Source organism: Pigmentiphaga soli (genome assembly GCF_039541095.1).
GTDB lineage: Bacteria > Pseudomonadota > Gammaproteobacteria > Burkholderiales > Burkholderiaceae_B > Pigmentiphaga > Pigmentiphaga soli.
The window spans coordinates 105,716-131,785 of record NZ_BAABFO010000013.1; the positions used below are offsets into that span (position 1 = coordinate 105,716).

At 69.2% G+C, this 26,070-nt stretch carries 29 protein-coding genes and 1 tRNA gene; 23 read left to right on the forward strand and 7 right to left on the reverse strand.

Annotation, left to right across the window (positions count from 1 at the left end; translation table 11 throughout):
* Positions 1 to 102: 102 nt before the first annotated feature.
* From hfq to ABD927_RS14665, 7 genes are all read left to right on the forward strand, one after another.
* Complete coding sequence (gene hfq, locus ABD927_RS14635; protein ID WP_152795236.1) at positions 103 to 339, forward strand: RNA chaperone Hfq; 237 nt, start codon at positions 103 to 105, stop codon at positions 337 to 339.
* 31 nt (positions 340 to 370) lie between these two features.
* On the forward strand, positions 371 to 1,519 hold the full coding sequence (hflX, locus tag ABD927_RS14640; RefSeq protein WP_345250563.1) for a GTPase HflX: 1,149 nt from the start codon (positions 371 to 373) through the stop codon (positions 1,517 to 1,519).
* 45 nt (positions 1,520 to 1,564) lie between these two features.
* Positions 1,565 to 2,902, forward strand: coding sequence for an FtsH protease activity modulator HflK (hflK, locus tag ABD927_RS14645; RefSeq protein WP_345250603.1), 1,338 nt, complete (start codon positions 1,565 to 1,567; stop codon positions 2,900 to 2,902).
* Positions 2,903 to 2,910: 8 nt separating this feature from the next.
* A complete protein-coding gene (gene hflC, locus ABD927_RS14650; RefSeq protein ID WP_345250564.1) occupies positions 2,911 to 3,792 on the forward strand; it encodes a protease modulator HflC in 882 nt (293 codons plus the stop codon).
* A 187-nt stretch (positions 3,793 to 3,979) separates the two neighbouring features.
* Positions 3,980 to 5,152 carry an ATP phosphoribosyltransferase regulatory subunit gene (locus tag ABD927_RS14655; RefSeq protein ID WP_345250565.1) on the forward strand — a complete coding sequence of 391 codons (1,173 nt, stop codon included), beginning with the start codon at positions 3,980 to 3,982 and terminating at the stop codon, positions 5,150 to 5,152.
* 32 nt (positions 5,153 to 5,184) lie between these two features.
* Complete coding sequence (locus ABD927_RS14660; protein ID WP_345250566.1) at positions 5,185 to 6,480, forward strand: adenylosuccinate synthase; 1,296 nt, start codon at positions 5,185 to 5,187, stop codon at positions 6,478 to 6,480.
* Positions 6,481 to 6,557: 77 nt separating this feature from the next.
* Positions 6,558 to 7,094, forward strand: coding sequence for a phosphoribosyltransferase (locus ABD927_RS14665; protein WP_345250567.1), 537 nt, complete (start codon positions 6,558 to 6,560; stop codon positions 7,092 to 7,094).
* A gap of 127 nt (positions 7,095 to 7,221) precedes the next feature.
* On the opposite strand, the gene ABD927_RS14670 is transcribed toward ABD927_RS14665, so the two are convergent.
* Positions 7,222 to 7,306 (reverse strand) — tRNA-Leu (locus ABD927_RS14670).
* 123 nt (positions 7,307 to 7,429) lie between these two features.
* Here ABD927_RS14670 and rnr point away from each other — a divergent pair.
* Together rnr and rlmB are read left to right on the forward strand one after the other, a co-directional pair.
* A complete protein-coding gene (gene rnr, locus ABD927_RS14675; RefSeq protein WP_345250568.1) occupies positions 7,430 to 9,817 on the forward strand; it encodes a ribonuclease R in 2,388 nt (795 codons plus the stop codon).
* A 227-nt stretch (positions 9,818 to 10,044) separates the two neighbouring features.
* Positions 10,045 to 10,779: a 23S rRNA (guanosine(2251)-2'-O)-methyltransferase RlmB gene (rlmB, locus tag ABD927_RS14680; protein WP_345250569.1), complete on the forward strand. Its 735-nt coding sequence runs from the start codon at positions 10,045 to 10,047 to the stop codon at positions 10,777 to 10,779.
* A 169-nt stretch (positions 10,780 to 10,948) separates the two neighbouring features.
* Here the strand turns inward: rlmB and fdhD are convergent, their stop codons facing one another.
* The 3 genes from fdhD to lexA form a co-directional block, all read right to left on the reverse strand.
* Complete coding sequence (gene fdhD / locus ABD927_RS14685) at positions 10,949 to 11,779, reverse strand: formate dehydrogenase accessory sulfurtransferase FdhD (protein WP_345250570.1); 831 nt, start codon at positions 11,777 to 11,779, stop codon at positions 10,949 to 10,951.
* Between the two features lie 69 nt (positions 11,780 to 11,848).
* The gene (locus ABD927_RS14690) at positions 11,849 to 12,730 is read right to left on the reverse strand and encodes a hypothetical protein (protein WP_345250571.1); all 882 of its coding nucleotides are present in this window, start codon (positions 12,728 to 12,730) and stop codon (positions 11,849 to 11,851) included.
* A 99-nt stretch (positions 12,731 to 12,829) separates the two neighbouring features.
* Complete coding sequence (gene lexA / locus ABD927_RS14695; protein WP_345250572.1) at positions 12,830 to 13,483, reverse strand: transcriptional repressor LexA; 654 nt, start codon at positions 13,481 to 13,483, stop codon at positions 12,830 to 12,832.
* A 102-nt stretch (positions 13,484 to 13,585) separates the two neighbouring features.
* Between lexA and ABD927_RS14700 the strand changes: the two genes are divergently transcribed.
* From ABD927_RS14700 to ABD927_RS14755, 12 genes are all read left to right on the forward strand, one after another.
* Positions 13,586 to 14,566 (forward strand): asparaginase, encoded by a 981-nt coding sequence (locus tag ABD927_RS14700; protein WP_345250573.1) that lies wholly within the window; start codon positions 13,586 to 13,588, stop codon positions 14,564 to 14,566.
* Between the two features lie 178 nt (positions 14,567 to 14,744).
* Complete coding sequence (gene rpsF, locus ABD927_RS14705; RefSeq protein WP_345250574.1) at positions 14,745 to 15,116, forward strand: 30S ribosomal protein S6; 372 nt, start codon at positions 14,745 to 14,747, stop codon at positions 15,114 to 15,116.
* Between the two features lie 88 nt (positions 15,117 to 15,204).
* Positions 15,205 to 15,552, forward strand: coding sequence for a primosomal replication protein N (priB, locus tag ABD927_RS14710; RefSeq protein WP_345250575.1), 348 nt, complete (start codon positions 15,205 to 15,207; stop codon positions 15,550 to 15,552).
* A 13-nt stretch (positions 15,553 to 15,565) separates the two neighbouring features.
* On the forward strand, positions 15,566 to 15,838 hold the full coding sequence (gene rpsR / locus ABD927_RS14715; RefSeq protein WP_345250576.1) for a 30S ribosomal protein S18: 273 nt from the start codon (positions 15,566 to 15,568) through the stop codon (positions 15,836 to 15,838).
* Between the two features lie 16 nt (positions 15,839 to 15,854).
* Positions 15,855 to 16,310, forward strand: coding sequence for a 50S ribosomal protein L9 (rplI, locus tag ABD927_RS14720; RefSeq protein WP_345250577.1), 456 nt, complete (start codon positions 15,855 to 15,857; stop codon positions 16,308 to 16,310).
* Positions 16,311 to 16,462: 152 nt separating this feature from the next.
* On the forward strand, positions 16,463 to 17,845 hold the full coding sequence (locus ABD927_RS14725) for a replicative DNA helicase (RefSeq protein WP_345250578.1): 1,383 nt from the start codon (positions 16,463 to 16,465) through the stop codon (positions 17,843 to 17,845).
* 196 nt (positions 17,846 to 18,041) lie between these two features.
* The gene (locus ABD927_RS14730; RefSeq protein WP_345250579.1) at positions 18,042 to 18,668 is read left to right on the forward strand and encodes a DUF47 domain-containing protein; all 627 of its coding nucleotides are present in this window, start codon (positions 18,042 to 18,044) and stop codon (positions 18,666 to 18,668) included.
* 10 nt (positions 18,669 to 18,678) lie between these two features.
* On the forward strand, positions 18,679 to 19,686 hold the full coding sequence (locus ABD927_RS14735; RefSeq protein ID WP_345250580.1) for an inorganic phosphate transporter: 1,008 nt from the start codon (positions 18,679 to 18,681) through the stop codon (positions 19,684 to 19,686).
* Between the two features lie 137 nt (positions 19,687 to 19,823).
* Positions 19,824 to 20,237, forward strand: a complete 414-nt coding sequence (locus tag ABD927_RS14740) for a DoxX family protein (protein ID WP_345250581.1) — start codon at positions 19,824 to 19,826, stop codon at positions 20,235 to 20,237.
* 33 nt (positions 20,238 to 20,270) lie between these two features.
* Positions 20,271 to 20,585: a Dabb family protein gene (locus ABD927_RS14745; protein WP_345250582.1), complete on the forward strand. Its 315-nt coding sequence runs from the start codon at positions 20,271 to 20,273 to the stop codon at positions 20,583 to 20,585.
* Positions 20,582 to 21,055, forward strand: coding sequence for a PaaI family thioesterase (locus ABD927_RS14750; RefSeq protein WP_345250583.1), 474 nt, complete (start codon positions 20,582 to 20,584; stop codon positions 21,053 to 21,055). The genes ABD927_RS14745 and ABD927_RS14750 overlap by 4 nt, the downstream gene beginning before the upstream one ends.
* Positions 21,048 to 22,085: an alpha/beta hydrolase gene (locus tag ABD927_RS14755; RefSeq protein WP_345250584.1), complete on the forward strand. Its 1,038-nt coding sequence runs from the start codon at positions 21,048 to 21,050 to the stop codon at positions 22,083 to 22,085. The genes ABD927_RS14750 and ABD927_RS14755 overlap by 8 nt, the downstream gene beginning before the upstream one ends.
* On the opposite strand, the gene ABD927_RS14760 is transcribed toward ABD927_RS14755, so the two are convergent.
* From ABD927_RS14760 to ygfZ, 3 genes are all read right to left on the reverse strand, one after another.
* On the reverse strand, positions 22,046 to 22,861 hold the full coding sequence (locus ABD927_RS14760) for an NRDE family protein (RefSeq protein WP_345250585.1): 816 nt from the start codon (positions 22,859 to 22,861) through the stop codon (positions 22,046 to 22,048). The two genes, ABD927_RS14755 and ABD927_RS14760, sit on opposite strands and share 40 nt — an antisense overlap.
* 160 nt (positions 22,862 to 23,021) lie before the next feature.
* On the reverse strand, positions 23,022 to 23,315 hold the full coding sequence (locus ABD927_RS14765; RefSeq protein ID WP_345250586.1) for a DUF4936 family protein: 294 nt from the start codon (positions 23,313 to 23,315) through the stop codon (positions 23,022 to 23,024).
* 8 nt (positions 23,316 to 23,323) lie between these two features.
* Positions 23,324 to 24,316 carry a CAF17-like 4Fe-4S cluster assembly/insertion protein YgfZ gene (gene ygfZ / locus ABD927_RS14770; RefSeq protein WP_345250587.1) on the reverse strand — a complete coding sequence of 331 codons (993 nt, stop codon included), beginning with the start codon at positions 24,314 to 24,316 and terminating at the stop codon, positions 23,324 to 23,326.
* A 44-nt stretch (positions 24,317 to 24,360) separates the two neighbouring features.
* On the opposite strand from ygfZ, the gene mltG reads away from it, so the two are divergent.
* Together mltG and tmk are read left to right on the forward strand one after the other, a co-directional pair.
* On the forward strand, positions 24,361 to 25,419 hold the full coding sequence (gene mltG, locus ABD927_RS14775) for an endolytic transglycosylase MltG (protein ID WP_345250588.1): 1,059 nt from the start codon (positions 24,361 to 24,363) through the stop codon (positions 25,417 to 25,419).
* Complete coding sequence (tmk, locus tag ABD927_RS14780) at positions 25,416 to 26,057, forward strand: dTMP kinase (RefSeq protein WP_345250589.1); 642 nt, start codon at positions 25,416 to 25,418, stop codon at positions 26,055 to 26,057. Before mltG ends, tmk begins: the two co-directional genes overlap by 4 nt.
* The last annotated feature ends 13 nt before the right edge of the window (positions 26,058 to 26,070 follow it).

Here is a 26,070-nt window from a genome sequence, read left to right on the forward strand (position 1 = left end):
GCGGCGGCCGGCCTATACTGGTTTACTGGCTTCCCTGGGGAAAACCCTGTAGAGTAGTGAAGGTTGGCATCCGCCAAGAAAAACACATCCAGGAGCCCACTCATGAGCAATAAAGGGCAATTGCTACAAGACCCATTTCTCAACGTGCTGCGTAAAGAGCACGTTCCCGTTTCCATCTACCTCGTCAACGGCATCAAGCTGCAGGGGCAGATCGAATCGTTCGACCAATACGTGGTCCTGCTGCGCAATACCGTGACGCAAATGGTCTACAAGCACGCCATCTCGACCGTGGTGCCATCGCGCCCGGTCAACTTCCAGGTTGAATCCGCTGCAGATTGATTCGACCGCACCCAGCCGGGGCGGGCCGCCGATGCGCGCGCTGATCGTCAGCGTCGATTTCGGCGAGCCCGGTTTCCAGGCGCAGACCGAAGAATTCGCGATGCTGGCCCGCGGGGCCGGCGCACAGATCGTCGACACCGTCGTCGCCCGCCGCGACCGGCCCGACGCGGCTTTGTTCGTCGGTTCGGGCAAGGCGGAAGAGATCGCCCTGGCGGCCGCGGCCGGCGGGACCGAGATCATCCTGTTCAACCACAACCTCAGCCCGGCCCAGCAGCGCAACCTCGAACGCGAGTTCAAGCTGCGCGTGGTCGACCGGGTGGCGCTGATCCTCGACATCTTCGCGCTGCGCGCGCAAAGCCACGAGGGCAAGCTGCAGGTCGAGCTGGCCCAGCTGCAGCACCTGTCGACCCGCCTGACCCGCCTGTGGACCCACCTGGAACGCCAGCGCGGCGGCATCGGCATGCGCGGCCCCGGCGAATCCCAGCTCGAAATGGACCGCCGCATGATCGGCGACAAGGTCCGCATGCTGCGCGAGCGCCTGGCACGGCTCGAACGCCAGCGCAACACCCAGCGGCGCTCGCGGGCGCGGGGCGGGGCCTTCTCGGTATCGCTGGTCGGCTATACCAACGCCGGCAAATCCACCCTGTTCAACGCGCTCACCCGGGCCGACGTCTACGCGGCAGATCAATTGTTCGCCACGCTCGACACCACCACCCGGCGCATCTGGATCGAAGGCGCCGGCTCGGTGGTGGTGTCCGACACCGTCGGCTTCATCCGCGAACTGCCGCACACGCTGATCGCCGCCTTCCGCGCCACGCTGGAAGAAACCGTGCACGCCGACCTGCTGCTGCACGTGGTCGACGCCGCCAGCCCGCAGCGCGACGAGCAGATCGTCGAGGTCGACAAGGTGCTGCAGGAGATCGGCGCCGCCGACATTCCGCGCATCCTGGTCTACAACAAGATCGATCGCAGCCAGCACGATGCCGGAATCGAACGCAACGAGCATGGTACGATTTCGCGGGTGTTTGTCAGCGCGATGGAACGCGTCGGCCTCGACGCTCTGCGGGGAGCGATCGTCGAGGCCAGCCAGGCGGTGCCGGCGGGCTTGAACGGCCGCGGCGAAGACCCGCGTTTCCGCGCTCACCCTTCGTCCGTCGGCCATGCCGACGCCCGATCCTGAGCGGCGGGTTGCGCCCGTTCGCCTCGCTAACTGGTAAAGATGCGTCTGACTTCGATATCCAGGTTGTTCAACCTCAACGACTCGAACTGGGGCCGCGGCAGCGGTTCCGGCAACGAGCCGCCGCGCCGCCCCAACGACAACAACGACGGCGGCCGGAACAACAATAACGGCGGCCCGCCCGACCTCGACGAACTCTGGCGCGACTTCAACCGCCGCCTGGGCGCGCTGTTCGGCAAGCGCCGCGGCGGCGGCGGCCTGCGGGGCGGCGGCGATGGCGGGCGCTTCCCGCCGTCATCGCCGCGGCGCGCCGGCGTCGGCGTGGGCGTGGTGATCGCCATCGTGGTCGCGCTGTGGCTGGCGTCCGGCGTCTACATCGTGCCCGAAGGGCAGGTGGCGGTGGTCACGCAATTCGGCAAGTACCATGAGACGGCGCGGCCCGGCATCCAGTGGCGGCTGCCGTACCCGATCCAGAGCCACGACATCGTCAACCAGTCGCAGCTGCGCACCATCGAGGTCGGCTTCCGCAACAATTCGCGCAGCAAGGTGCTGCAGGAATCGCTGATGCTGACCGACGACGAGAACATCGTCGACATCCAGTTCGTCGTGCAGTACCGCCTGAAGGAAAACGGCGCGCGCGACTACCTGTTCAACAACCGCGGTCCCGACGAGGCCGTCAAGCAGGCCGCCGAAACGGCCATGCGCGAAGTGGTCGGCAGGAAGAAGATGGACTTCGTCCTGTACGAAGGCCGCACCGAGGTCGCCTCCGAGGTCGCCACGCTGATGCAGCAGATCATGGATCTGTACGGTACCGGCGTGCTGATCAGCACCGTGGCGATCCAGAACGCCCAGCCGCCCGAGCAGGTGCAGGCCGCGTTCGACGACGCCGTCAAGGCCGGCCAGGACCGCGAACGCCAGATCAACGAAGGCCAGGCCTACGCCAACGACGTCGTGCCGCGCGCCTCGGGCGCCGCCTCGCGGCTACTGCAGGAAGCCGAGGGCTACCGCCAGCGCGTGACCGAGAACGCCGAGGGCGACGCCGCGCGCTTCCGCCAGGTGCTCGATGCCTACCGCAAGGCGCCGCAGGTCACGCGCGACCGCCTCTACCTGGAAACGATGCAGCAGATCTTCTCCAGCACCTCCAAGGTACTGGTCGACACGCGGTCGGGCAGCAACCTGCTGTACCTGCCGCTCGACAAGCTGATGCAGCAGGTGTCGCAGGAGTCGGCCGCCGCGGCGCGCTCGTCGGCCGCCGGCGCCGGCCACCCGTCGTCCTCGGGCGGCGCGGCCGGCAGCAGCCTGCCGCAGCCGCTGTCCGGCACGCCGTCGTCCGACGCCAACTCGCTGCGCGATGCCCTGCGCTCGCGCGACCGCAACGCCCGCTAAGGATTCCCATGGATCGCCTCATTCCTGCCGTGATCGGCGTACTGGTGGCGCTGGCCGCCTTGTCGTCCTGCATGTTCGTGGTGAACGAGCGCAACTACGCCGTCGTGTTCGCGCTGGGCGAAATCAAGGAAGTGATCGACCAGCCCGGCCTGTACTTCAAGCTGCCGCCGCCGTTCCAGAACGTGCAGATGTTCGACAAGCGCATCCTGACGATCGACGACGCCGAAGCCGAGCGCGTGCAGACTTCCGAGAAGAAAAACCTGCTGATCGACTCGTTCGTGAAGTGGCGCATCTCCAATCCGCGCACCTACTACGTCACCTTCGGCGGCAACGAGCGCGCCGCCCAGGAACGCCTGTCGGCGCTGATCCGCGACGCGATGAACGCCTCGATCAACCGGCGCACCGTCAACGACGTCACGTCGCGCGAACGCAACAGGATCATGCAGGAGATCCGCGCCAACACCGCGGCGGCGGCCAAGCTGCTGGGCGTGGAAATCATCGACGTGCGCCTGAAGCGGATCGATTTCGTGCCGGAAATCTCCGAATCGGTTTACCGGCGCATGGAAGCCGAGCGCAAGCGGGTGGCGAACGAACAACGTTCGATCGGCGCCGCCGAAGGCGAGAAGATCCGCGCCGACGCCGACCGCCAGCGCGAGGTGGTGCTGGCCGAGGCCTACCGCAAGGCGCAAGAGATCATGGGCGAGGGCGATGCCAAGGCCTCGGCCATCTACGCCCAGGCCTTCGGCCAGGACCGCGACTTCTACCGCTTCTACAAGAGCCTGGAAGCCTACCGCGCCTCCTTCGCCAACAAGAACGACCTGATGGTGGTGGACCCGAGTTCGGAATTCCTCCAGTTCATGAAATCGGCCACGCCGGCGCCGGCGCGCTGACGTGGTTTTTGCCCCTCTGGCTTGATTTTTGAGGGGGTTGAGCGCACAATAGCGTGTAAGCCAAGACTCGCGTCCGTATTGCGCGATCCAAGCTTGGAAGAAGCGGTTGATGGGCTTGCACGAAGTGCATACCCGCAGCCGCTTTTTTTTCGTCCGTTGTTTTTACGAGCTAAGAACGAGAAAACGCATGGGCAAATGGCTGTTGCCCGAAAGCCTGGCAGACATCCTGCCGGCCGAGGCCCGGCGCATCGAAGAACTGCGCCGGCTGCTGCTGGACCTGTACCGGACCTACGGCTATGAGCTGGTGATGCCCCCGCTGGTGGAGTATCTCGACTCGCTGCTGTCGGGCAGCGGCGGCGACCTCGACCTGCACACCTTCAAGCTGGTCGACCAGCTTTCCGGGCGCTCGCTGGGCATCCGCGCCGACATGACGCCGCAGGTCATGCGGATCGACGCACACCTGCTCAATCGCGCCGGCGTGACTCGCCTGTGCTATTACGGCAGCGTGCTGCACACCCGTCCGCGCGGCCTTTGGGCCACCCGCGAGCCGCTGCAGATCGGCGCCGAAATCTACGGCCACGCCGGCCCCGAGGCCGACGTCGAAGTCATGCGGCTGGCGCTGGAAAGCGTGGCCCGGGCCGGCGTGGCGGATTACCGCATCGACCTCAGCCACCTGGGCGTGGTGCGCGCGCTGCTGGAGGCCGATCCGGCGGCGGCCGCCCGCGCCGACGAGATCTTCGGCCTGCTGCGCGACAAAGACACGCCCGGCCTGGCCGCGCTGGCGCCGGCGCTGCGCGCCGACACCGCGGCAGCATTGCAGGCGCTGCCCGGCCTGTATGGCGACGCCGACGTGATCGAACGCGCCCGCGGCTTGCTGCCGGCGCTGCCGCAGATCGCCGCCGCGCTCGACACGCTGGCCTCGCTGGCGCGCGCGCTCGACGTCGAGGTCGGCATCGACCTCGCCGACGTGCGCAGCTTTCACTACCATACCGGCATCGTTTTCGCGATCTACTGCGATGCCTGGCCGAACGCGGTGGTACGCGGCGGCCGCTACGACGACGTCGGCCGCGATTTCGGCCGCGCCCGCCCGGCCACCGGCTTCAGCCTCGATCTGCGCGAGCTGGCCGGATTGCTGCCGCCGGCCGTGGCCAGTTCGGCCGTCCGTGCCCCCTGGGGTACCGACCCCGAACTGGCCAAGGCGGTCGACGCGCTGCGCGCCGCTGGCCAGATCGTGGTGCAGAGCCTGCCGGGGCACGAACCCGACGAACAGGAATACGTCTGCGACCGCGAACTGGTGCTGCGCGACGGCGCCTGGCAGGTCGTGCTGCTGGCGCCGGCGGCGCCGTCGTCCCCCCATTGAAGCCCGCGCGGGGCATATTCAGAGAAAACGAAATGGCTAAGAACGTCGTGGTGATCGGCACCCAGTGGGGTGACGAGGGCAAAGGCAAGATCGTCGACTGGCTGTCGGAATCGGCCCAGGGCGTGGTGCGCTTCCAGGGCGGCCACAATGCCGGCCATACGCTGTGGATCGACGGCAAGAAAACCATTCTGCGGCTGATCCCTTCGGGCATCATGCATCCCGGCATGACCTGCTACATCGGCAACGGCGTGGTGCTGTCGCCGGTCGCGCTGATGCAGGAGATCGACGAACTGGAGGCGGCCGGCCTCGAGGTGCGCGGGCGCCTGAAGATCTCGGAAGCCTGCCCGCTGATCCTGCCCTACCATGTCGCACTCGACCAGGCGCGCGAGGCGCGCAAGGGCGCCGGCAAGATCGGCACCACCGGCCGCGGCATCGGGCCGGCCTACGAAGACAAGGTGGCGCGCCGCGCGATCCGGGTACAGGACCTGTTCGACCCGGCCGCCTTCGACGCCAAGCTGGCCGAGCTGCTCGACTATCACAACTTCGTGCTGACCCGCTACCTGGGCGCGCAGGCGGTCGACGCCGCCGAGGTGCGCGACCAGGCGATGTCGCTGGCGCCGCGCATCGCGCCCATGGTGGCCGACGTCGCCACGCTGCTGTTCGAGGCCTCGGCCGGCGGGCAGCACCTGCTGTTCGAAGGCGCGCAGGGCGCGCTGCTCGACGTCGATCACGGCACCTATCCCTACGTCACCAGCAGCAACTGCGTGGCCGGGGCCGCCTCGGCCGGGGCCGGCGTCGGGCCGCAGCAGCTGGAATACGTGCTCGGCATCACCAAGGCCTACGCCACCCGCGTCGGCTCCGGCCCGTTCCCCACGGAACTGGAAGACGAAATCGGCCAGCGGCTGGCCACGGTGGGCAAGGAATTCGGCTCGGTCACCGGCCGGCCGCGCCGCTGCGGCTGGTTCGACGGCGCGGCGCTGAAGCGCTCGATCCGCCTGAACGGCATCTCCGGACTGTGCATCACCAAGCTGGACGTGCTCGACGGCCTGGAAACGATCAAGCTGGGCGTGGGCTACCGCGTGGGCGGCGAATTCCGCGACGTGCTGCCCTACGGCGCGGCCGCGGTGCAGGATAGCGAGCCGGTGCTGGAAGAAATGCCGGGCTGGTCGGAATCGACGGTGGGCCTGACCCAGTACGACCAGTTGCCGGTCAACGCCCGCCGCTACCTGGAGCGCGTGGCCGAAGTGTGCGGCGTGCCGATCGACCTGGTATCGACCGGCCCCGACCGCAGCGAAACCATCGTGCTGCGCCATCCCTTCAAGGCCTGACGCCGCGCGGCCGCCCGCGCGAAGCCGGGCGGCCGCGAGGGCAGGGCAGGCGACCGCCACCGGACAGGACGACGACCATGCACCAGAACAGCGACACCGACCTCTGGCTCGACTGGAACCAGTACCACCACCAGATCGAACGACTGGCGCTCATCGTGCACCAGTCGGGCTGGCAGTTCGACCAGATCCTCTGCCTGGCCCGCGGCGGCATGCGGGTGGGCGACGTGCTGTCGCGCATTTTCGACGTGCCGTTGGGCATCCTGGCCACCAGCAGCTACCGCGAGGCGGCCGGCACCCAGCAGGGCCGGCTCGACATCGCGCAGTTCATCACGATCACTCGCGGCACGCTGTCGGGCAAGGTGCTGCTGGTGGACGACATGGTCGACACCGGCGTCACCTTCGACCGTGTCTACCGGCACCTGCTGGAGCAATTCAGCGAGATCACCGAAATGCGCAGCGCGGTGCTGTGGTTCAAGGGCCATTCCACGGTGACGCCCGACTATTACGTGGAGAAACTTCCCACCAACCCGTGGATCCACCAGCCGTTCGAAGACTACGACAGCATCCGGCCGTATCAGTTGGAAGCATGGGTACGCAAAGGCAGGCGAGATTGAAAAACCTACAGCGCAAAGGGCAGTGTATGCTTGATGAGGAGTCATCAATCGCAAGGAACTGTCCCGATGCGGAAACAGGAAGCGCACGCAAAAAACCCGCAAGGCCTTTTGACCTTGCGGGTGATATTGGTGCCCAGAAGAGGACTCGAACCTCCACGCCGTTAAGCGCTAGTACCTGAAACTAGTGCGTCTACCAATTCCGCCATCTGGGCTTGGATGCCGCTTTTGCCTTCAGCGCTGCGTTGCGCTGGAAAGTAAAGTGCGTCAACCGAAGACCAAGATTATATAGAGATTTTTTAGCTTTGACAAATCGCTCACACAATAATTCTCCCAACGTGCCCACCGATTTCGATCCGGGCGTTCCCAGCCGCGAGCAGATACTGGCCGCGCTGCGCGAAGCCAACGCCCCGATCTCTCCGGCCGAGCTGGCCGAGCGGATGGGGGTCGCCCCCGACAGCGTCGGTTTCGAGCGGCGCCTGTCGGCGATGGAACGCGACGGCCAGCTGCTGCCCAACCGCAAGGGCGTGCTGCTGCTGGCCACCAAGCTCGATTTCATCCCCGGCCGCATCCAGGGCCACCGCGACGGCTTCGGCTTCCTGATCCGCGACGACGGGCTGCCCGACGTTTTCCTGTCGCCCAAGGAAATGCTCAAGGTGCTGCACGGCGACCGGGTGCTGGTCAAGCTGACGGGCAACGACTACCGCGGCCGGCCCGAGGGCGCCATCGTCGAGGTGCTGGAGCGCCGCACCAACCGCCTGGTGGGGCGCTTCCTGAACGAGCGCGGCCTGTTCCTGGTGGTGCCGGAAGACCAGCGCATCAAGCACGACATCCTGGTCCCGCCCGGCGAAACCGGCCAGGCGCAGCACGGGCAGGTGGTCACGGTCGAGATCATCGAGCAGCCCACCCGCCACACCCAGCCGCTGGGCCGCGTGGTCGAGGTGCTGGGCGAAATCGACGATCCCGGCATGGAGATCGAGATCGCGGTGCGCAAGTTCGACGTGCCGCACGAGTTTTCCGAAGCCGCGCTGGCGCGCGCCGAGAAGCTGCCGTCCGAGGTCCGCAAGGCCGACCTGCAAGGCAGGTTCGACCTGCGCGACGTGCCGCTCTTGACCATCGACGGCGAAGACGCCCGCGATTTCGACGACGCCGTCTATTGCGAGCCGGTCGAGCTCGGCACCGGCACGCGCAAGCGCCCTGGCTGGCGGCTGATCGTGGCGATCGCCGACGTGGCGCACTACGTGACGCCGGGCGACGGGCTCGACAACGACGCGCTGGAGCGCAGCACCAGCGTGTACTTTCCGCGCAAGGTCATCCCGATGCTGCCGGAAAAGCTGTCCAACGGCCTGTGCTCGCTCAATCCGCAGGTGGACCGCCTGGTGCTGGTGTGCGACATGGTGATCCCGGCCTCCGGCGCCAAGGCCGGCACGGTGCAGGCCTACCAGTTCTACGACGCGGTGATGCATTCGCACGCCCGCACCACCTATACCGAGGTCTGGGCCGCCTTGCAGCAGCCGCAAGGCCCGGCCGGCCGCAAGCACGCCAAGGTGCTGCCGCAGCTGTTCAACCTGTACGAGCTGTTCAAGCTCCTGGCGCAGCAGCGGGTCAAGCGGGGCGCCATCGATTTCGATACGGTCGAGACCAAGATCGTCTGCAACGAACTCGGCCGCATCGAAAGCATCGCGCCCTATGTGCGCAACGACGCGCACAAGCTGATCGAGGAATGCATGCTGGCGGCCAACACCTGCGCCGCCGACTTCATGGAGCGCAGCAAGCATCCCGGCCTGTTCCGGATCCACGAAGGCCCCACGCCCGAGAAGCTGGACGCGCTGCGCCAGTTCCTGAAGACCCTGGGGCTGTCCCTGGGCGGCGGCGACAAGCCCACCGCGGCCGACTACGCCGCGCTGCTCGAGAGCGCGCGCAACCGGCCCGACGCCCAGCTGCTGCAGACGATGTGCCTGCGCTCGATGCAGCAGGCCATGTACAGCCCCGACAACGTCGGCCACTTCGGGCTGGCCTATCCGGCCTACGCGCATTTCACCTCGCCGATCCGCCGCTATCCCGACCTGCTCACGCACCGGGTCATCAAGGCGCTGCTGCGCGGCGGCCGCTACGTGCCGCAGGGGCCGGGCGACGCGGTGGTGGCCGGCGGCAGCCCGAAGGAGCTCGAGCACGCCGTCTGGGAAAAGCTGGGCCTGTTCTGTTCCAGCAACGAACGCCGCGCCGACGAAGCCTCGCGCGATGTCGAGGCCTGGCTCAAGTGCTGGTTCGTGCGCGAGCGGGTGGGCGACGTGTTCAGCGGCACCGTGACCGGCGTGGCGCCGTTCGGCGTGTTCGTGACGCTGGACGACCTGTACGTGGAAGGGCTGGTGCACGTGTCCGAACTCGGCGCCGAGTATTTCCAGTTCAACGATTCGCTGCACGAGCTGCGCGGCGAACGCACCGGCATGCGCTACCGCCTGACCGACAAGGTCCAGGTCCAGGTGGCCCGGGTCGACCTGGAAGCGCGCCGGATCGATTTCAAGCTGGTCAAGGGCATCAGCTACGAAGGCATCCGCAAGGCGCTCAAGCGCGAGGAAGCCGCGCCGGAGCGCCCGGCCCGCAAGGCAGCCGGCCCCAAGCCGCCTGCCGCCGCCGCGCGCCGGGCGGCGCGCAAGGGCGCGGCCGAAAGCGCCGCCGGCAAACGGGCCAGCGCCGGCAAGCGCAGCAGCCGCAAGCGGCACTAGCCCCGCGCCGGCCCGCGGCCGTTCCGGCCGGGCAGGGGCGGCGCGGCCGCATCTGGTCTGGCCGTATCTGATCTAATAGCGCCTACACCGCCCATCCAGGGCACTACCCATCATCCAGGGCACCCCCATCCAGGGCATAGCGGATCCGGTTCCGCCGGTCCGCCAGTGCCGCCCCCTCGGGGGGCGCGCGTAAGCGCGTAGGGGGGGCCCCTCCAGGAATCGAATCTATGGCATCGAGCCAGGTACTGGTCGGCTTCCACGCGGTATCGGCGCGCCTGCGCCACGCACCGGCGTCGGTCAAGGACATCTACGTGGAAGCGGCGCGCCGCGACCGGCGCATGCTGGCGCTGCTGGAACAGGCCCAGGCCGCCGGCCGGCCTGTGCATCCGGTGGCTGCCGACCGGCTGGAAGGCCTGGCGCGCGGCCAGCGGCACCAGGGGGTGGTCGCGCTGGCCGAATCGCTGGCCCTGGCGATGGACGTGGACGAAGTGCTGGACGACGCGCAGGCGCCTGCCTTCCTGCTGGTGCTGGACGGCGTGACCGATCCGCACAACCTGGGCGCCTGCCTGCGCACGGCCGACGGCGCCGGCGTGCAGGCCGTCATCGCGCCGCGCGACCGCGCCGTCGGCCTGAACGCCACCGTGGCCCGCGTGGCCTGCGGCGCCGCCGATACCGTGCCCTACCTGACCGTGACCAATCTGGCGCGCACGCTGCGGGCGCTGAAGGAGCGCGGCGTATGGGTGGTCGGCACCGACGACGAGGCCGAACGCACGATCCACCAGATCGACGCCACCCGCCCCATCGCGTGGGTAATGGGCGCCGAAGGCGAAGGCATGCGGCGCCTGACGCGCGAAACCTGCGACGAACTGGCCCGGATCCCGATGAGGGGTTCGATCGAGAGCCTGAACGTAAGCGTGGCCTCGGCCGTGTGCTTGTACGAAACCGTCCGGCAAAGAGGATGAGCCCACCCCCGCGCGGCCTGCGGCCGCACCCCCTCTAGGGAGCGATGCGGGCGGGCCGGCGGAGCCGGATCTGCCGCATCCTGGTGGGAGGGACGGCATGCGGAGGAGGGTGCTGGCGGGCGGCCAGGTTTTCCGTGCCCCGGATGGGGCGCGCGGGGGTGTGCGACGCCTACGCTGCGAACAGCGTCATGCCGGCCGGGCGGCAGAAGGCCAGCAGCGCCATGCCGGATTGGCGGGCCAGTTGCACCGCCAGCGCGGTTGGTGCCGAGATCGCCGCCAGCGCCGGCACGTCGAGCCGCGCGCATTTGCGGACCAGTTCGAAGCTTGCGCGGCTGGAGACCGCCGCGAAGCCTTCGGGCGCATCGCCGGCGCGGCGCTGCAGCGCCAGCCAGCCGAGCAACTTGTCGAGCGCGTTGTGCCGGCCGACGTCTTCGGCCACGTGCACCGCGCTGCCGTCGGGCAGCAGCCATGCCGCCGCGTGGACACCGCCGGTGCGGGCGTTCAGCGCCTGCCGCGACGACATCGCTGCCATGCCCGCCGTGATGGCATCGAAGCCGAGCCGGCGCGACCAATCGGGCCGCCGCACCGTGCCGGCATCGAGCTCCAGCGCCACGAGGCTGTCCACGCCGCACAGGCCGCAGCCGGTACGGCCGGCCAGGCTCCGGCGCCGTTCCTTGAGGCGGGCGAACTCGCGCGAGCCGATCTCCATCTGCACTTCGGTGCCGGCATCGCCGCGGGAGACGAGCTGCATGTCGCGGCAGGCGGCCGCATCGTCGATGATGCCTTCGGACAGCGCGAAGCCGAGCGCGAAGTGTTCCAGGTCGGCCGGCGTGGCCATCATGACGGCGTGCGAAATGCCGTTGAAGACCAGGGCGATGGGGACTTCCTCCGCGATCGCGACGGCTTCGGCGGTGTTGCCGCCGCCCGTATGCCGCGTTGCCTCGACCAGGCGGGCGCCGGTGGGCAGCGAAGAATCAGGAGGAAAGTCGGATGGCTTCATCCGGGCTAGGGTAGCCGGACGGCGGGGCCGTGGCAACGGGCCGCCGCTGGGCAGGGGCGGCGGGCGTATTCAGCAGGGCCGCGCCATGCCGCCACGCACCGGCAAAGGCAGGGCGGGGGTGTCGGGCGTTCTGCGGCGCTGGCGGAAGGGCCACGAGCCGCGCGGCGCGTCGGGCCGGCGAGGGGAGATGGCCGCGATCAGCGAGCTGACCGAGTTGCCCAGCGCGGCGCCGAACGAGGTGCCGGTAGCGGCGGCTTCGCTAGCGGGCGAACCGGCCGAAACACGGGCGGAGCCCCCGGAAATGCCGCCATCCTGGCCGGCCCCGGCCGGCTGGCGCCGGCGCACCGCCACCGGCGGCAGCGACAGCGTGAACGGCTCCGGCGCATTGCCGCGCGTGGCGTTGTACTGCACGCCCAGCGGCCGGACGCGAATCGTATCGTTGCGGGGCGCTTCGACCTGCAGTTGCACCTGCGCGATCGACAAGGGCGCCGGATCGATGTCGGCCGGGCCGGCCTCGGGGCCGCGGAACAGGATGGCGGGGCAATGGCACAGGCGGGCGGCCAGCTGCAGGCGTCGCAGCTCGTCGCGCGACGCGGTGGCGCCGGCCGGCAGCCAGGCCACGATGGCGCCGAAGCAGGCGCTGCGCAGCAGGGGCTCCAGGCCGTCGAGGCCTTCCAGCGGCCGTTCGTGGCGGATGGCGCGGACGTGTTTCAGGTCGATGCCTTGCTGGATCAGCTGCGGCGCGTAGCTGAACGACGGCGGCACCAGCAGCGCCACCGTGCGGCCGGCCTGGGCCAGGCGGCGCAGGGCGGGCGCCAGCAGGCGCAGTTCGCCGATGCCGATGGCGGGCAGGCGCACGTCGGCCAGGCCGGCGATGGGCCAGCCGCGCTGGGCCAGTGCCTGGTCGAGCACGGAAAAACCGGTGGGCATGCCGGGCTGCGAGACGGTCATGGGATTCTCCTGTCAGGGTTCGGTGCGACGGCCTGGGCGGGCTGCCGGATGCGACTGCAGCGACTGCGGCTACCCGGTGCAACGGCCTCAGGCAGCTGCCTACTGCAGCATGCCGGCGCGGATCAGGCCCACGGCGATGCCTTCGAGCGCGAAATCTTCGCGGTCGCGGTGGACGTCGATGGGCTGGAAATCGGGGTTTTCAGGCAGCAGCTGCAGGCCTTCGCGCGTGTAGCGCAGCCGCTTGACGGTGACGTCGTCGCCCAGGCGCGCAACGACGATCTGGCCATCGCGCGCCTGGGTGCTGCGCTTGACCGCCAGCAGGTCGCCTTCGAGGATGCCGGCGTCGCGCATGCTGGTGCCGCGCACTCGCAGCAGGTAATCGGGCCGCTGCGCGAACAGGGCTTCGTCGACGCCGATCTGCTGGTCGATGTGCTCGGTGGCCAGGATGGGGCTACCGGCCGCCACCCGCCCGACCAGCGGCAGCATCAGCTGCGCCAGCGCCGGATGCGGCAGCATGAGCTGCTGCGGCGTCGGGGCGGCGTCGGCCACGAGGCGGATGCCGCGGGAAGTGCCTGCCGTCAGCTGGATGACGCCCTTGCGGGCCAGCGCCTTCAGGTGTTCCTCGGCCGCGTTGGGCGACCGGAAACCGAGCTGTGACGCGATTTCGGCCCGGGTGGGCGGAAAGCCGGTACGGGCGATGGCGCTGCGGATGAGGTCGAGAATTTCCTGCTGGCGCTGGGTGAGCTTGGACATGGCGGCTCTGTATGTTTATCCAGTTCCTGTATTTTTATACAGTATCCGGCCGGCGCGCAAGCAAAACTTCGAAGCGGCCCGGGCCGGCGGTATCATGCCGGCATGACGCTCCCACGCCTGCGCCTCATCGCCACCGGCGGCACGATCGCCGGCGTGGCCGACTCCGCCGATCTCGCCAGCGCCTACCGCGCCGCGGCGCTCGGGCCCGACGCGCTGCGGGCCGCGGTGCCGGCGCTGGCCCAGGTGGCCCGGATCGATACCGAAACGGCCGCCGCCATCGACAGCAAGAACGCCACGCCCACTTTCTGGCAGCACCTGGCCGGCCGCGTGCAGGCCGCGGCGGACGACCCGGAGGTCGACGGCGTGGTGGTCACCCACGGCACCGACACGCTGGAAGAAAGCGCCTATTACCTGCAACTGGTGCTGAAATCGGACAAGCCGGTGGTGTTCGTAGGCGCGATGCGGCCCGCCACGTCCTTGTCGGCCGACGGCCCGCTCAACCTGCTCAACGCGGTGCGCGTGGCGGCCCGCGCCGATGCCGGCGGCCGCGGCGTGCTGGTGGCGCTCAACCATCTGGTGCACGGCGCGGGCGAGGCCGCCAAGGCCGATACGCTGCGGCCCGACAGCTTCGTTTCGCAGCCCGCCGGCCCGCTCGGGCTGGTGCAGGACGACCGCGTGGTCTGGCTCGCCCGCACCGAACGCGCCCACACCATGGCCACGCCGTTCCGGGCCGATTCGCCCCTGCGGCCGGTCGACATCCTGCCGTCCTACCCGGGCGTGTCGCCGATGTGGGTGCAGGCCGCAGTAGCGTCGGGCGCGGCCGGCATCGTCTGGGCGGGCACCGGCAACGGCTCGGTGCCGGCCGCGATCGAGCCGGCGCTGGCCGCCGCTGCGGCCAAAGGCATCGCCGTGATCCGCGCGGCCCGCGTGGGCGGCTATGTGATGCCGCGCGCCGACGACGCGGCCCACGGCTTCGTCGCCGCCGGCCGCCTGTCGCCGTTCAAGGCGCGGGTGCTGGCCATGCTGGCGCTGGGCGCCGGCTGGCGCGGAGAACGCCTGCGGGAGGCGTTCGAGCGCTTCTAGGCCGTCGGCCTCGCGCCACGCGAACCTGCCCGCAGCTTGCCAGATGCAGCGCCAGCGGCGACAATATAAGGCTTCCTGCATTTTGCAGGCAGGCCACACCCAACCTTGTCCGACTCCAGATGCAGGAGCGGACTCGTGTCCGGATACGTTCCGGGCGATCCACAGGGAACAGGAGCATATGCGTCACTACGAAATCGTTTTCATCGTCCATCCGGACCAGAGCGAGCAGGTGCCTGCCATGGTCGAGCGCTACAAGTCGCTCATCACCGGCCAGAACGGCACCATCCACCGCCTGGAAGACTGGGGCCGCCGCCAGCTGGCCTATCCGATCCAGAAGCTCGTCAAGGCCCACTACGTGTGCATGAACATCGAGTGCGGCCAGGCCACGCTGGATGAGCTGGAGCACGCCTTCCGCTACAACGACGCCGTGCTGCGCCATCTCGTCGTGAAGATGAAGAAGGCCGAGACCACGCCGTCGCCGATGATGAAGATCGTCGAGCGCGAAGAGGCCCGCAAGGTTTCCAGCGAACCGGCCCAGGCGGAGTCCTGATCCGGCGCCCCAGCGGAATCCCTGCCGCCATGCCTGATTCACGCGCCGCCCGCCTGGCGCTTGTCGCCGGCCCCGTCCGGCTGGCGCGTTGAACCAGGTCCGGCTGACCGCCCAGGCGGTCGAATGCAGGCCGCTCCGATTCACGCCCGCCGGCGTCCCGGTCCTGGAACTGGTGCTGGCGCATGAATCGGAAGTGGTCGAGGCCGGCAAGCTGCGCCGGGTCGAAATGGCCCTGGCCGCGGTGGCGGTAGGCGAACTGGCCCGCACGCTCGAGCGCACGGCGCTCGGCAGGCGGATGCGGTTCGAGGGATTCCTGGCGCCGAGCCGCAAGGGCTCCACCAGACTGCGGCTGCACATCCAGCAGGCCAGCGCCCAGGCGGATCGCGACGATCCCCGGCCGGCCGGCCCGGCAGCCCCGGACAACGAAACGGATTGAAAAGAGGTACACCATGGCCACATTCGGCAAGCGCAAGGAAAAGAAGAAGTTCGGTCAGCAGAACCCGCTGTTCAAGCGTCGCAAGTTCTGCCGCTTCACGGCCGCCGGCGTCGAACAGATCGACTACAAGGATGTCGACGTGCTGCGCGACTTCATCCAGGAAAACGGCAAGATCATCCCGGCCCGCCTGACCGGCACCAAGGCGCACTACCAGCGCCAGCTCGACACTGCCATCAAGCGCGCGCGTTTCCTCGCGCTGCTGGCCTACACCGACAACCACAACTGATTGCCGGGAGCCCGACATGCAAATCATTCTGCTCGAGAAAGTCGTCAACCTGGGCAACCTGGGCGACGTGGTCAAGGTCCGCAACGGCTATGCCCGCAACTTCCTGATCCCGCAGCGCAAGGCCAAGCGCGCCACGCAGGCCGCGCTGCAGGAATTCGAGGCGCGCCGCGCCGAGCTCGAAAAAGTCCAGGCCGACCGCCTGGCCGCGTCGCAGGCCGTGGCCGCGCGCCTGGAAGGCCAGTCGGTGCGGCTGACCGAAAAAGCCGGCGTCGACGGCCGCCTGTTCGGCTCGGTCACCAACTTCGACATCGCCAATGCGCTGAAGGCGGCGGGTTTCGATTCGGTCGAAAAGAGCATGGTGCGCCTGCCCAACGGCCCGCTGAAGACCATCGGCGAATTCCCGATCGAGGTTGCGCTGCACACCGACGTGGTGGCCAACATCACCGTGGTGGTCGTGGCCGAAGTCGCCTGACCGGTTTGGCCTGCGCCGGTGCCTGCGGGCAGCGGCACCCGCCGCCCGCGGCAGCAAAACCCCGCATTTCGTCCTGGAGTGCGGGGTTTGTTTTTTGATACCTTCATGGCGGCTACACTGTCTGCGCCAGCCGATCCGTCCGAAAGCACCCGATGAACGCCCCCGATCCCCAGCTCGAATCCCTGCGCGTGCCGCCCCATTCCGTCGAAGCGGAGCAATCGGTGCTGGGCGGGCTGCTGCTGGACAACGCGGCCTGGGACCGCATCGCCGACATCCTCAAGGAAGAGGACTTCTACCGCTACGACCACCGTCTGATCTGGCATCACATTTCCCGACTGGTGGGGCTGTCGCGCCCGGCCGACGTGATCACGGTGTACGAGTCGCTGCAGACGGCCGGCAAGAACGAAGAGGCGGGCGGCCTGGCCTACCTGAACTCGCTGGCGCAGAACACGCCCTCGGCCGCCAACATCCGCCGCTACGCCGAGATCGTCCGCGACCGCGCCGTGCTGCGCAAGCTGGTCACGGTGGCCGACGACATCTCCTCGGCCGCCTTCAACCCGCAAGGCAAGGATCCGCGCCAGCTGCTGGACGAAGCCGAAGGCAAGATCTTCCAGATCGCCGAAGAAGGGTCGCGCGGCTCGGCCGGCTTCCAGGAACTGCAGCCGCTGCTGGCCCAGGTGGTCGAGCGCATCGACGAGCTCTACCACCGCAACAGCACCTCCGACGTGACCGGCGTGCCCACCGGCTTCACCGACCTCGATCGCATGACCTCCGGCATGCAGGGCGGCGACCTGATCATCGTGGCCGGACGGCCCTCTATGGGCAAGACGGCCTTTTCAGTCAACATCGGCGAGCACGTCGCGGTGGAAGAGGGCCTGCCGGTGGCGGTGTTCTCGATGGAAATGGGCGCCGCCCAGCTGGCGATGCGTATCCTGGGTTCGGTGGGGCGGCTGGACCAGCACCGGCTGCGCACCGGGCGGCTGCTGGACGACGACTGGCCCAACCTGACGCACGCGATCCAGCGGATGCAGGACACCCAGCTGTATATCGACGAAACGCCGGCGCTCACGCCGATGGAGCTGCGGGCGCGTGCGCGGCGCCTGGCGCGCCAGTGCGGGCAGCTGGGGCTGATCATCGTCGACTATCTGCAGCTGATGTCGGGCAATTCGACGGGCGAGAACCGCGCCACCGAAATCTCGGAAATCAGCCGTTCGCTGAAGGGCTTGGCCAAAGAGCTGAACTGCCCGCTGATCGCGCTTTCGCAGCTCAACCGCAGCCTGGAACAGCGGCCCAACAAGCGGCCCGTGATGAGCGACCTGCGCGAATCGGGCGCCATCGAGCAGGATGCCGACGTGATCCTGTTCATCTACCGCGACGAGGTCTACAACCCCGATACGCCGGACAAGGGCACGGCCGAGATCATCATCGGGAAACAGCGTAACGGCCCCATCGGCACCGTGCGCCTGACCTTCCAGGGCGCCTTCACCAAGTTCGCGAACTTCTCCGGCGGCGGCCATGTCGATAGCGAGTATTAGGGCGGTTGAGTCGAACGCATCCGCGGCCTGCAAGACACTCCCACCCAGGATGCGGCGGATCCGGCTCCGCCGGTCCGCCCGCGTCGCCCCCTGGGGATGCGCCTAAGCGCGCGGGGGGACATTCCCCGCTCTGCTACACTGCGTCCGTTTTTAAGAAACGTCACGTGTTTGTCACATGGCGTAAATGTGAGGACGCATGTTCGCCCGCCTGCTGCCCAAAGAGGGCCGTTTTTTCGATATGTTCGTCGCGCACGCCGACCTCTCGCGCCAGGGAAGCCGTGAACTGGCGGCGCTGATGTCGAATCTGAAAGAGGCGGACACGCGCGTCGCCAATATCGAGACGCTGGAAAAGAAGGCCGACAAGATCACTCACGACACCGTCGACCTGCTGCACAAGACCTTCATCACGCCGCTCGACCGCGACCAGATCCACCAGTTGATCTCCACCATGGACGACGTGCTCGACCTGATGGAAGACGCGGCCCAGTGCATCAGCCTGTACGACATCCGCGCCGTCACGCCGGACGCCTGTGCGCTGGCCGACATCGGCGTGCAGTGCTGCGACCGCCTGCACATGGTGGTGAGCCTGATGCACGACCTGACCGACACCGGCAGCATCCTCAAGATCTGCCAGGAGATCGACCGGCTCGAATCGGACGCCGACCGCGTCATGCGGCGCGGCATGGGCCGCCTGTTCCGCGACGAGGCCGACACGCGGCAGCTGATCAAGATGAAGGCCATCTACGAACTGCTCGAAGAGATCACCGACCGCTGCGAAGACGTTGCCAATCTGATCGAAGGCATCGTGCTGGAAAACGCATAGCCGGCCGCCCATGGATTCCCTGCACATCAGCTTCTACGTGCTGGCGCTGCTGGTGGCGCTGGCGCTGCTCTTCGATTTCATGAACGGCTTCCACGACGCGGCCAATTCGATCGCGACCGTGGTATCGACCGGCGTCCTCAAGCCCCACCACGCGGTGGCCTTCGCCGCCTTCTTCAACCTGCTCGCGCTGTTCGTGTTCCACCTGAAGGTGGCGGCGACCATCGGCAAGGGCATCATCGACCCGGTCGCGGTCGACCACTACGTGATCTTCGGCGCGCTGGTGGGCGCCATCGCCTGGAACCTGATCACCTGGAAGTTCGGCATCCCGTCGTCGTCGTCGCACGCGCTGATCGGCGGCATCGTGGGCGCCGGGCTGGCCAGCTCGGGCCCCTCGGTGCTGGGCATGTCCGAGATCCTCTACATCGTCGCCTTCATCGTGCTGTCGCCGCTGCTGGGCTTCGTGCTGGGCGGGCTGCTGATGGTGCTGGTGTCGTGGCTGTTCTCGCGCACGCGGCCCTTGAAGGTGGACAAATGGTTCCGCCGGCTGCAGCTCGTGTCGGCCGGGCTGTACAGCCTGGGCCACGGCGGCAACGACGCGCAGAAGACCATCGGCATCATCTGGCTGCTGCTGATCGCCGCCCGCGTGCCGGGCGCGGCCGACGCGGTGCCGGCCTGGGTGGTGATCTGCTGCTACGTGGCGATCGCGCTGGGCACGATGTTCGGCGGCTGGCGCATCGTCAAGACCATGGGCCAGCGCATCACCAAGCTCAAGCCGGTGGGCGGCTTCTGCGCCGAGACCGGCGGCGCGCTCACGCTGTTCCTGGCGGCGATGCTGGGCATCCCGGTGTCGACCACGCATACGATCACCGGCGCCATCGTGGGCGTGGGTTCGAGCCGCAAGTTCAACGCCGTGCGCTGGGGCCTGGCCGGAAACATCGTGTGGGCGTGGATCCTGACCATTCCCGCCTCGGCCGCCGTGGCCGCGCTGGGGTGGTGGATCGGCCGGCTGCTTTTCTAGCGGTGTCGGGCGGCGGCCGATTCCAGTATCATGCTTGCGCCACGGGGCCCCTGGTGGTCCCATGGGGTCCGGAGCAAGGGGGGAGGGAAGCACGCCCGCGCATCCGGCGGTCTCGTGTTCCGTCCCAGGTCATCGCAATGACACCTCAACCCATACGCAGCCTGCTCCAATCGCAGGCCCTGCTGGTACTCGGCCGCATCCTGCTCACCTTCATGTTCTGGTCCAGCGGGCTGGCCAAGCTGATCGACTTCCAGGAAGGGGTGGGCGAAATGGCCCATTTCGGGCTTGAGCCGGCCTGGATCTTCAATCTGGCCACCATCATCGTGCAACTGGGCGGTTCGCTGCTGGTCATCGTCAACCGCCAGGCCTGGCTCGGCGCCGGCGCGCTGGCGGTGTTCACCGTGCTGACCATCCCGCTTGCCCATCCGTTCTGGGCCATGCCGCAGCCGCAGGCCACCATGGAAATGTACGTGGTGATGGAACACATCACCGTCGTCGGGGGGCTGGTGCTGGCCGCCATCCTCGGCGTCCGCAGCAACCCGTCGGCCTGAACGGCCGCCTCGCAACAAGGGATTCTTCGCCTCATGCTTCGTCACATCGTCATGTGGAAATTCAAATCCGCGCCGGCGGATGAGCACCGCGCCAACGTCCGGCGGGCGGTGGAACTGCTCACGGCCTGCCGCGGCTGCGTGCCGGGCATCGTCGAGTTCGAGCTGGGCGCCGCCGCCCCGGGCTTCGAAACCACGTACGATCTGGTGCTGAATTCGCTGTTCCGGGACCGCGCCGCGCTCGAGGCCTACCAGCAGCATCCGGTCCACCAGGCCGCGCTGCCGTTCATGGCCTCGATCCGCAGCGAGCGCCAGTGCATGGATTACGAGCTGCCGGGAGCCGGGCAATGAGCGCCGGCGAAAACGCGCAGTTGCAGGACGGCGGGCCGGGCGACGACGACGCGCCGCCGCTCGTGCCCGGCGCCTTCCGGGTACCGTTCCTGGAATGGATGGGCGGCCGCTTCGTCCGCGTCGAAGGCGGCCAGACGGAACTGCGGCTGCCGCTGGGCAAGCAGCACCTGAACAGCTGGAAGGTCAGCCACGGCGGCGTGGCGATGACGTTGCTCGACGTGGCGATGTCGAGCGCCGCGCGCTCGGCCCATCCCGACGGCCTGAGCGCCGCCACGGTGGAAATGAAAACCTCTTTCCTGCGTCCCGGCACCGGCACGCTGCTGACGGTGCACGGCAAATGCTATTACCGTTCCAGCACGCTGGCCTTCTGCGAAGCCCAGGTGCGCGACGACCAGGGCGAACTGGTGGCCAGCGGCTCGGGCACGTTCAAATACATCAGGCGTCGGCCCACGCCCGGGGGCGATGGCTGACGGCGGCCGTCCGGCCGCGCCGGCCCGGGGCGGCGAGGGCGGCGGCGCGCCGCCGGCAGGCGAGGCCGCCGGGCCGCACCCGCGGCCGCTCGACCCGCAGGTGGAAGACCTGCTGCGCCGGATCCGGCGCGCCGGCCGGCCGCCTTTCTGGCAATACACGGTGGACGAAGCCCGCGCCTTCCACGAGAAGGCCTCGCCGGTGCTCGACATCGCGCCGGCGCCGGTCGCCGCGGTGGCCGACCTCTCGATCCCGGTGCCCGGCGGCCGCATTCCCGCCCGGCTCTACACCAGCCACGGCGCGGCCGACCCGGCGCCGCTGCTGATCTTCGCGCACGGCGGCGGCTTCACCATCGGCAGCATCGGAACGAGCGACGCCGTCTGCCGCCGGCTGGCCAGCGGCGCGGCCTGCAAGGTGCTGTCGCTGGGCTACCGGCTGGCGCCCGAGCACCGCTTCCCCACCGCGGCCGAAGACGTCTATGCCGCCTGGCGGTGGGCCTTCGATGCCCATCGGGAACTGGGAGTCGACCGGCTGCGCATCGCCGGCATCGGCGACAGCGCGGGCGGCACGCTCACGGCGCAGGCGGCGCTGCGGGCGCGCGACGACGGCCTGCCGCTGGCCGCGCAGGTGCTGCTGTATCCCGGCACCGGCGCCTGGCCCGACACCGCCTCGCACCGGGCCTATGCGCAAGGCTATCTGCTGGACGCGCGCACCATCGAATGGTTTTTCGGCCACTACCTGCGGGACGACGCCGACCGGCTCGACTGGCGCTTCGCGCCGCTGCTGGCGCCGGATTGCGCCGGCCTGGCGCCTGCGCTGCTGCAGCTGGCCGAGTGCGATCCGCTGTTCTGCGAAGGCGTGGCCTATGGCCGGCGGCTGGCGCAGGCCGGGGTCGAGGTGCGCACGCGGGTCTATGCCGGCGTGGTGCACGGCTTCTATCACATGGGCGGGGCGCTGCGCGCGGCGCGCGAGGCGCACCGCGACACGATCGATTACCTGCTGGCCGTATTCGCCAGCGCGAAGCGCACCTGACGCTCGGCCGCCGGCCGCAGGCTGCCGGCCTGGGCGGCGTCGTCGTAGCTGCGTTCCAGCGCATCCACGATGCCGTCGCGGGTGATGCGCAGCACGGTCTGCGCGCGGGTGCCGTAGTCGGGGCTGACGATGAACGGCGCGGACAACATCCGCTCGCGTTCCAGCGATACGCCGGTGCTGGGCAGTTCGGCGTCGGCGGCGATGCGGCGATCGCTGAGCAGCTCGAAACAGGCGGACAGCGCGTCGGCGTCGCCATCGATCGCCGACAGGCCGGCGATGGTGCGCAGCACCTTGGGCCAGGGCGTGTCGAGCACGGCGTTGGACAGGCCGTACAGGCCCGCCGGCAGCATGGCCGGCTCATGCGCCGCCTGGCCGGCGCGATGCGACAGATAGCCCAGCACCGCCGAGGGCCCGGCCATCTCGCCTACCAGCAGGTTGAAGCCGTTGAAGCGGCCGGCGCGCGCGCCCAGTTCCTGGAGGTAGCCGGCGGCCGGCATATCGCCGGCGAGGAAGTCCAGCACCAGATGGCCGCGCGATTGCGCCCGCGGATCGTGGCGGCCGGGCTCGCGGTAGTTGGTGATCGCGGCGAAGCGGCCGCCGCGGGTAATGCCCAGCCAGGTGCCGCCGGCCGACAGATCGCGCCCGCCCCAGACATCGGGATGATCGTCCCACCAGTCGGCCGGGCGCGTCGGACGCGCGTAGAACTCGTCGCGATTGGCCAGCACCAGCAGGCGGCGCGGGCCGGCCGGATCCCACGACAGCGCGATCAGACACATGACGACGAATGCCTCTTCAAGTCAATCCATGACATCCGCTGCAGCCATCAGGCCACAGCGGATCCGGCTTTGCCGGTCCCCCAGTGCCGCCCCTTGGGGGGCGCGCGTAAGCGCGCAGGGTGGGCTGCCCTGGAGCGCGCGAAGCGCGTAGGGGATGGGCTCATTCCAATGAATGGAACAGTTCTGCGCGGCGCGGGCCGGACAGGAAGGGGGCGAGGCCGGCGGCGGCTACCGCGGCGTTCAGCTCGGCTTCGAGCCGGGGCAGGTCGGACACGCCATCGTAGACTTCCATCCAGGTGGCGATGCCGTCGCGGAGCTCGGGCCGCGCCAGCAGGCTGGCCTGGCGGCACCAGGGGCGTCCGGCATCGAGCACGCGCCGCGCCGGCGCCAGCGCCCGGTCGCGGTCGGCCGCGGCCAGTTTGTAGTAGACGTACAGGCTTTCGGAGCGGGGCATGGGCGGCTTCAGGCGGCGTCTTCGCCCAGCGCGTAGGGCAGGGCTTGCAGCTCGATGGCCAGGCCGTCGGGCGCGCCCAGGCGCAGGCCGCCGGCATGCGCGGCCGCCAGCGTGCATTCGAACAGCAGCGCCGTGCCGCTGGCGGTGTCAGCGGCATTGACCACGCGGCCGCAGGGCTGGGCATCGCCATCGTGGAAGATGTCGGCCGGCGGCAGCGCGGACGGGTCGGCAACGCCGGCGCGCACCAGCCCGGCGAAGCTGCGGCGCTTGAGCTTGCCCAGGTAATGGCTGCGCGCGACCACTTCCTGGCCGGGATAGCAGCCCTTGGTGAAGCTGACGCCACCGGCCAGATCCAGGTTGAGCGTTTGCGGGATGAACAGATCCTGGGTGGCGGCCGTGATCCAGGGCAGGCCGGCGGCAATGTCGGCGGCGCGCCAGGCTTCGGCCGGGGCGGGGTCGGCCGCGCCGGCAAGCGCGCCTTCGCGGCCGGCTTCGGCCAGCCACCACCAGCGCAACGCGGCGCCGGCGGCCGGGGCGCCGATCCAGGTGCCGGAGGGCAGCTCGGCGCGGGCCCAGGCCGCGCGCGGCAGCTCGGCGCCGGCGCCGGTGGCCAGCGCCGCCAGCGCGGCCGGCCCGGCGCTCACGCCGAAGGCCTGCAGCGGCAGCGGCGCGATGCGGACCTTGGCGCGCAGCACGAACATCGACAGCCGCTTCTGCCAGGCCGGCGCAACGCCGGCATCGACCAGCGCGCGGATGGCGGGCTCTTCGGCCGGCTGGCGCCAGACGACAGCGGTGGCCAGCAGCCGGCCCTTGGCGGTGCAATAGCCGGCCAGCCGGGCATGCGAGGCGTCGAGCGACTTGACGTCCTGCGTCAATTGGCCGTGCAGGAATTCGACGGCGTCGGCCCCCTGCGCCTGCAGCACCGCCAGATGCCCGAGCGGCGCCGCCTGGGCGCGGGACGAGGGAGCGGCGGCAGCGGAAAATGCGGACGAATCGGTCATACGCGGCGGATCGTGACAAGGGATCGAAGTATTATAGGCAGCTCATGCCGAAACGACAGTTCTCCCTCAAACGCGCGCTCGCGTCCCTGCTGCTGGGCCTGTTCCTGCTCGCCCTGGCAGGCACGGCCGCATGCCTGCTGTGGCTGCGCATGCCGCTCGACCTGCAGGCCGACAAGGTCGATTTCATCATCGACCCGGGCACCGGCATGCGCACCATCGCGCGCCAGCTGCGCCAGGCCGGAATCCCCGTCCATGTCGACGCGCTGGTGGCCTACACCCGCCTGACCGGCGCCGATCGCCTGGTCAAGGCCGGCGGCTACGAAATGGCGCGCGGCGATTCGCTGCAAACGCTGATCAGCCGCCTCACGCGCGGCGACGTCACGCAGCGCGAGATCACCTTCATCGAAGGCTGGAATTTCCGCCAGATCCGCGCCGAGCTGCGCCGCCACCCGGAAATTCGCCAGACCATGGACGGCATGGACGACTCCGCCGTGGCCGCCGCCATCGGCGCCAGCAGCAGCCACCCGGAAGGCCTGTTCTTCCCGGACACCTACCTGTTCTCGATCGGCAGCAGCGATATCGACATCCTGCGCCGCGCCTACCAGGCCCAGCAGCGCGAGCTGGCCGAGGTCTGGGCGCAGCGCGCGCCCGACCTGCCGCTGAAGACCCCGTACGAGGCGCTGGTACTGGCCTCCCTGATCGAAAAGGAAACCGGCCACGAAACCGAGCGCGAGCGCATCGCCGGCGTGTTCGTCAACCGCCTGCGAGCCGGCATGCCGCTGCAGACCGACCCGAGCGTGATCTACGGCCTGGGCGAAATGTTCGACGGCGACCTGCGCCGGCGCGACCTGCGGGCCGACACGCCGTGGAACACCTACACCCGGCGCGGCCTGCCGCCCACGCCGATCTCCAACCCCGGCCGCGCCTCGCTGATGGCGGCGGTGCGGCCCGAACCCCACAAATACCTGTACTTCGTCGCGCGCGGCGACGGCACCAGCGAGTTCTCGCAAACGCTCGACGCCCACAACCGCTACGTGGCCCGCTACCAGCTGGGGCGCGGGCAGCCCGCCGTGCCGGCCGCCGCGCCCGTTCCCCAGCAATGACCCAGAATCCCCCCATCCGCGGCAAATTCCTCACGCTCGAAGGCGTCGACGGCGCCGGCAAGAGCACGCACGTCGACTGGCTGGTGGCGCAGCTGCGCGCGCTCGGCCTGGAAGTGGTGCAAACGCGCGAGCCGGGCGGCACGCCGCTGGCCGAGCGCCTGCGCGAGCTGCTGCTGGCCGAGCCGATGCGGCTCGACACCGAAACCCTGCTGATGTTCGCCGCCCGCTGCGAACACGTGCACACCGTCATCGAACCGGCGCTGGCCGCCGGCCGCTGGGTGGTGTGCGACCGTTTCACCGACGCCACCTACGCCTACCAGGGCGGCGGACGCGGCCTGCCGGCCGGGCGCATCGCCGCGCTGGAACAATGGGTGCATCCGCAGTTGCAGCCCGACCGCACCTGGCTGTTCGACGTGCCGCTGGCCGTGGCGCGCGAGCGCCTGGGCCGCAGCCGCGACCCCGACCGCTTCGAGCGCGAGGGCCAGGCCTTCTTCGAACGCACCCGCGCCGCCTACCACGCGCGCGCCGCCCAGGCGCCGGACCGCATCCGCGTCGTCGACGCCACCCGCAGCATCGAGGCGATCCGCGCCGGGCTGCGGGAAGAGCTGGCCGGGCTGGCCGGGGGAGCGCGCCTGTGAGCGCGCCCGCCTC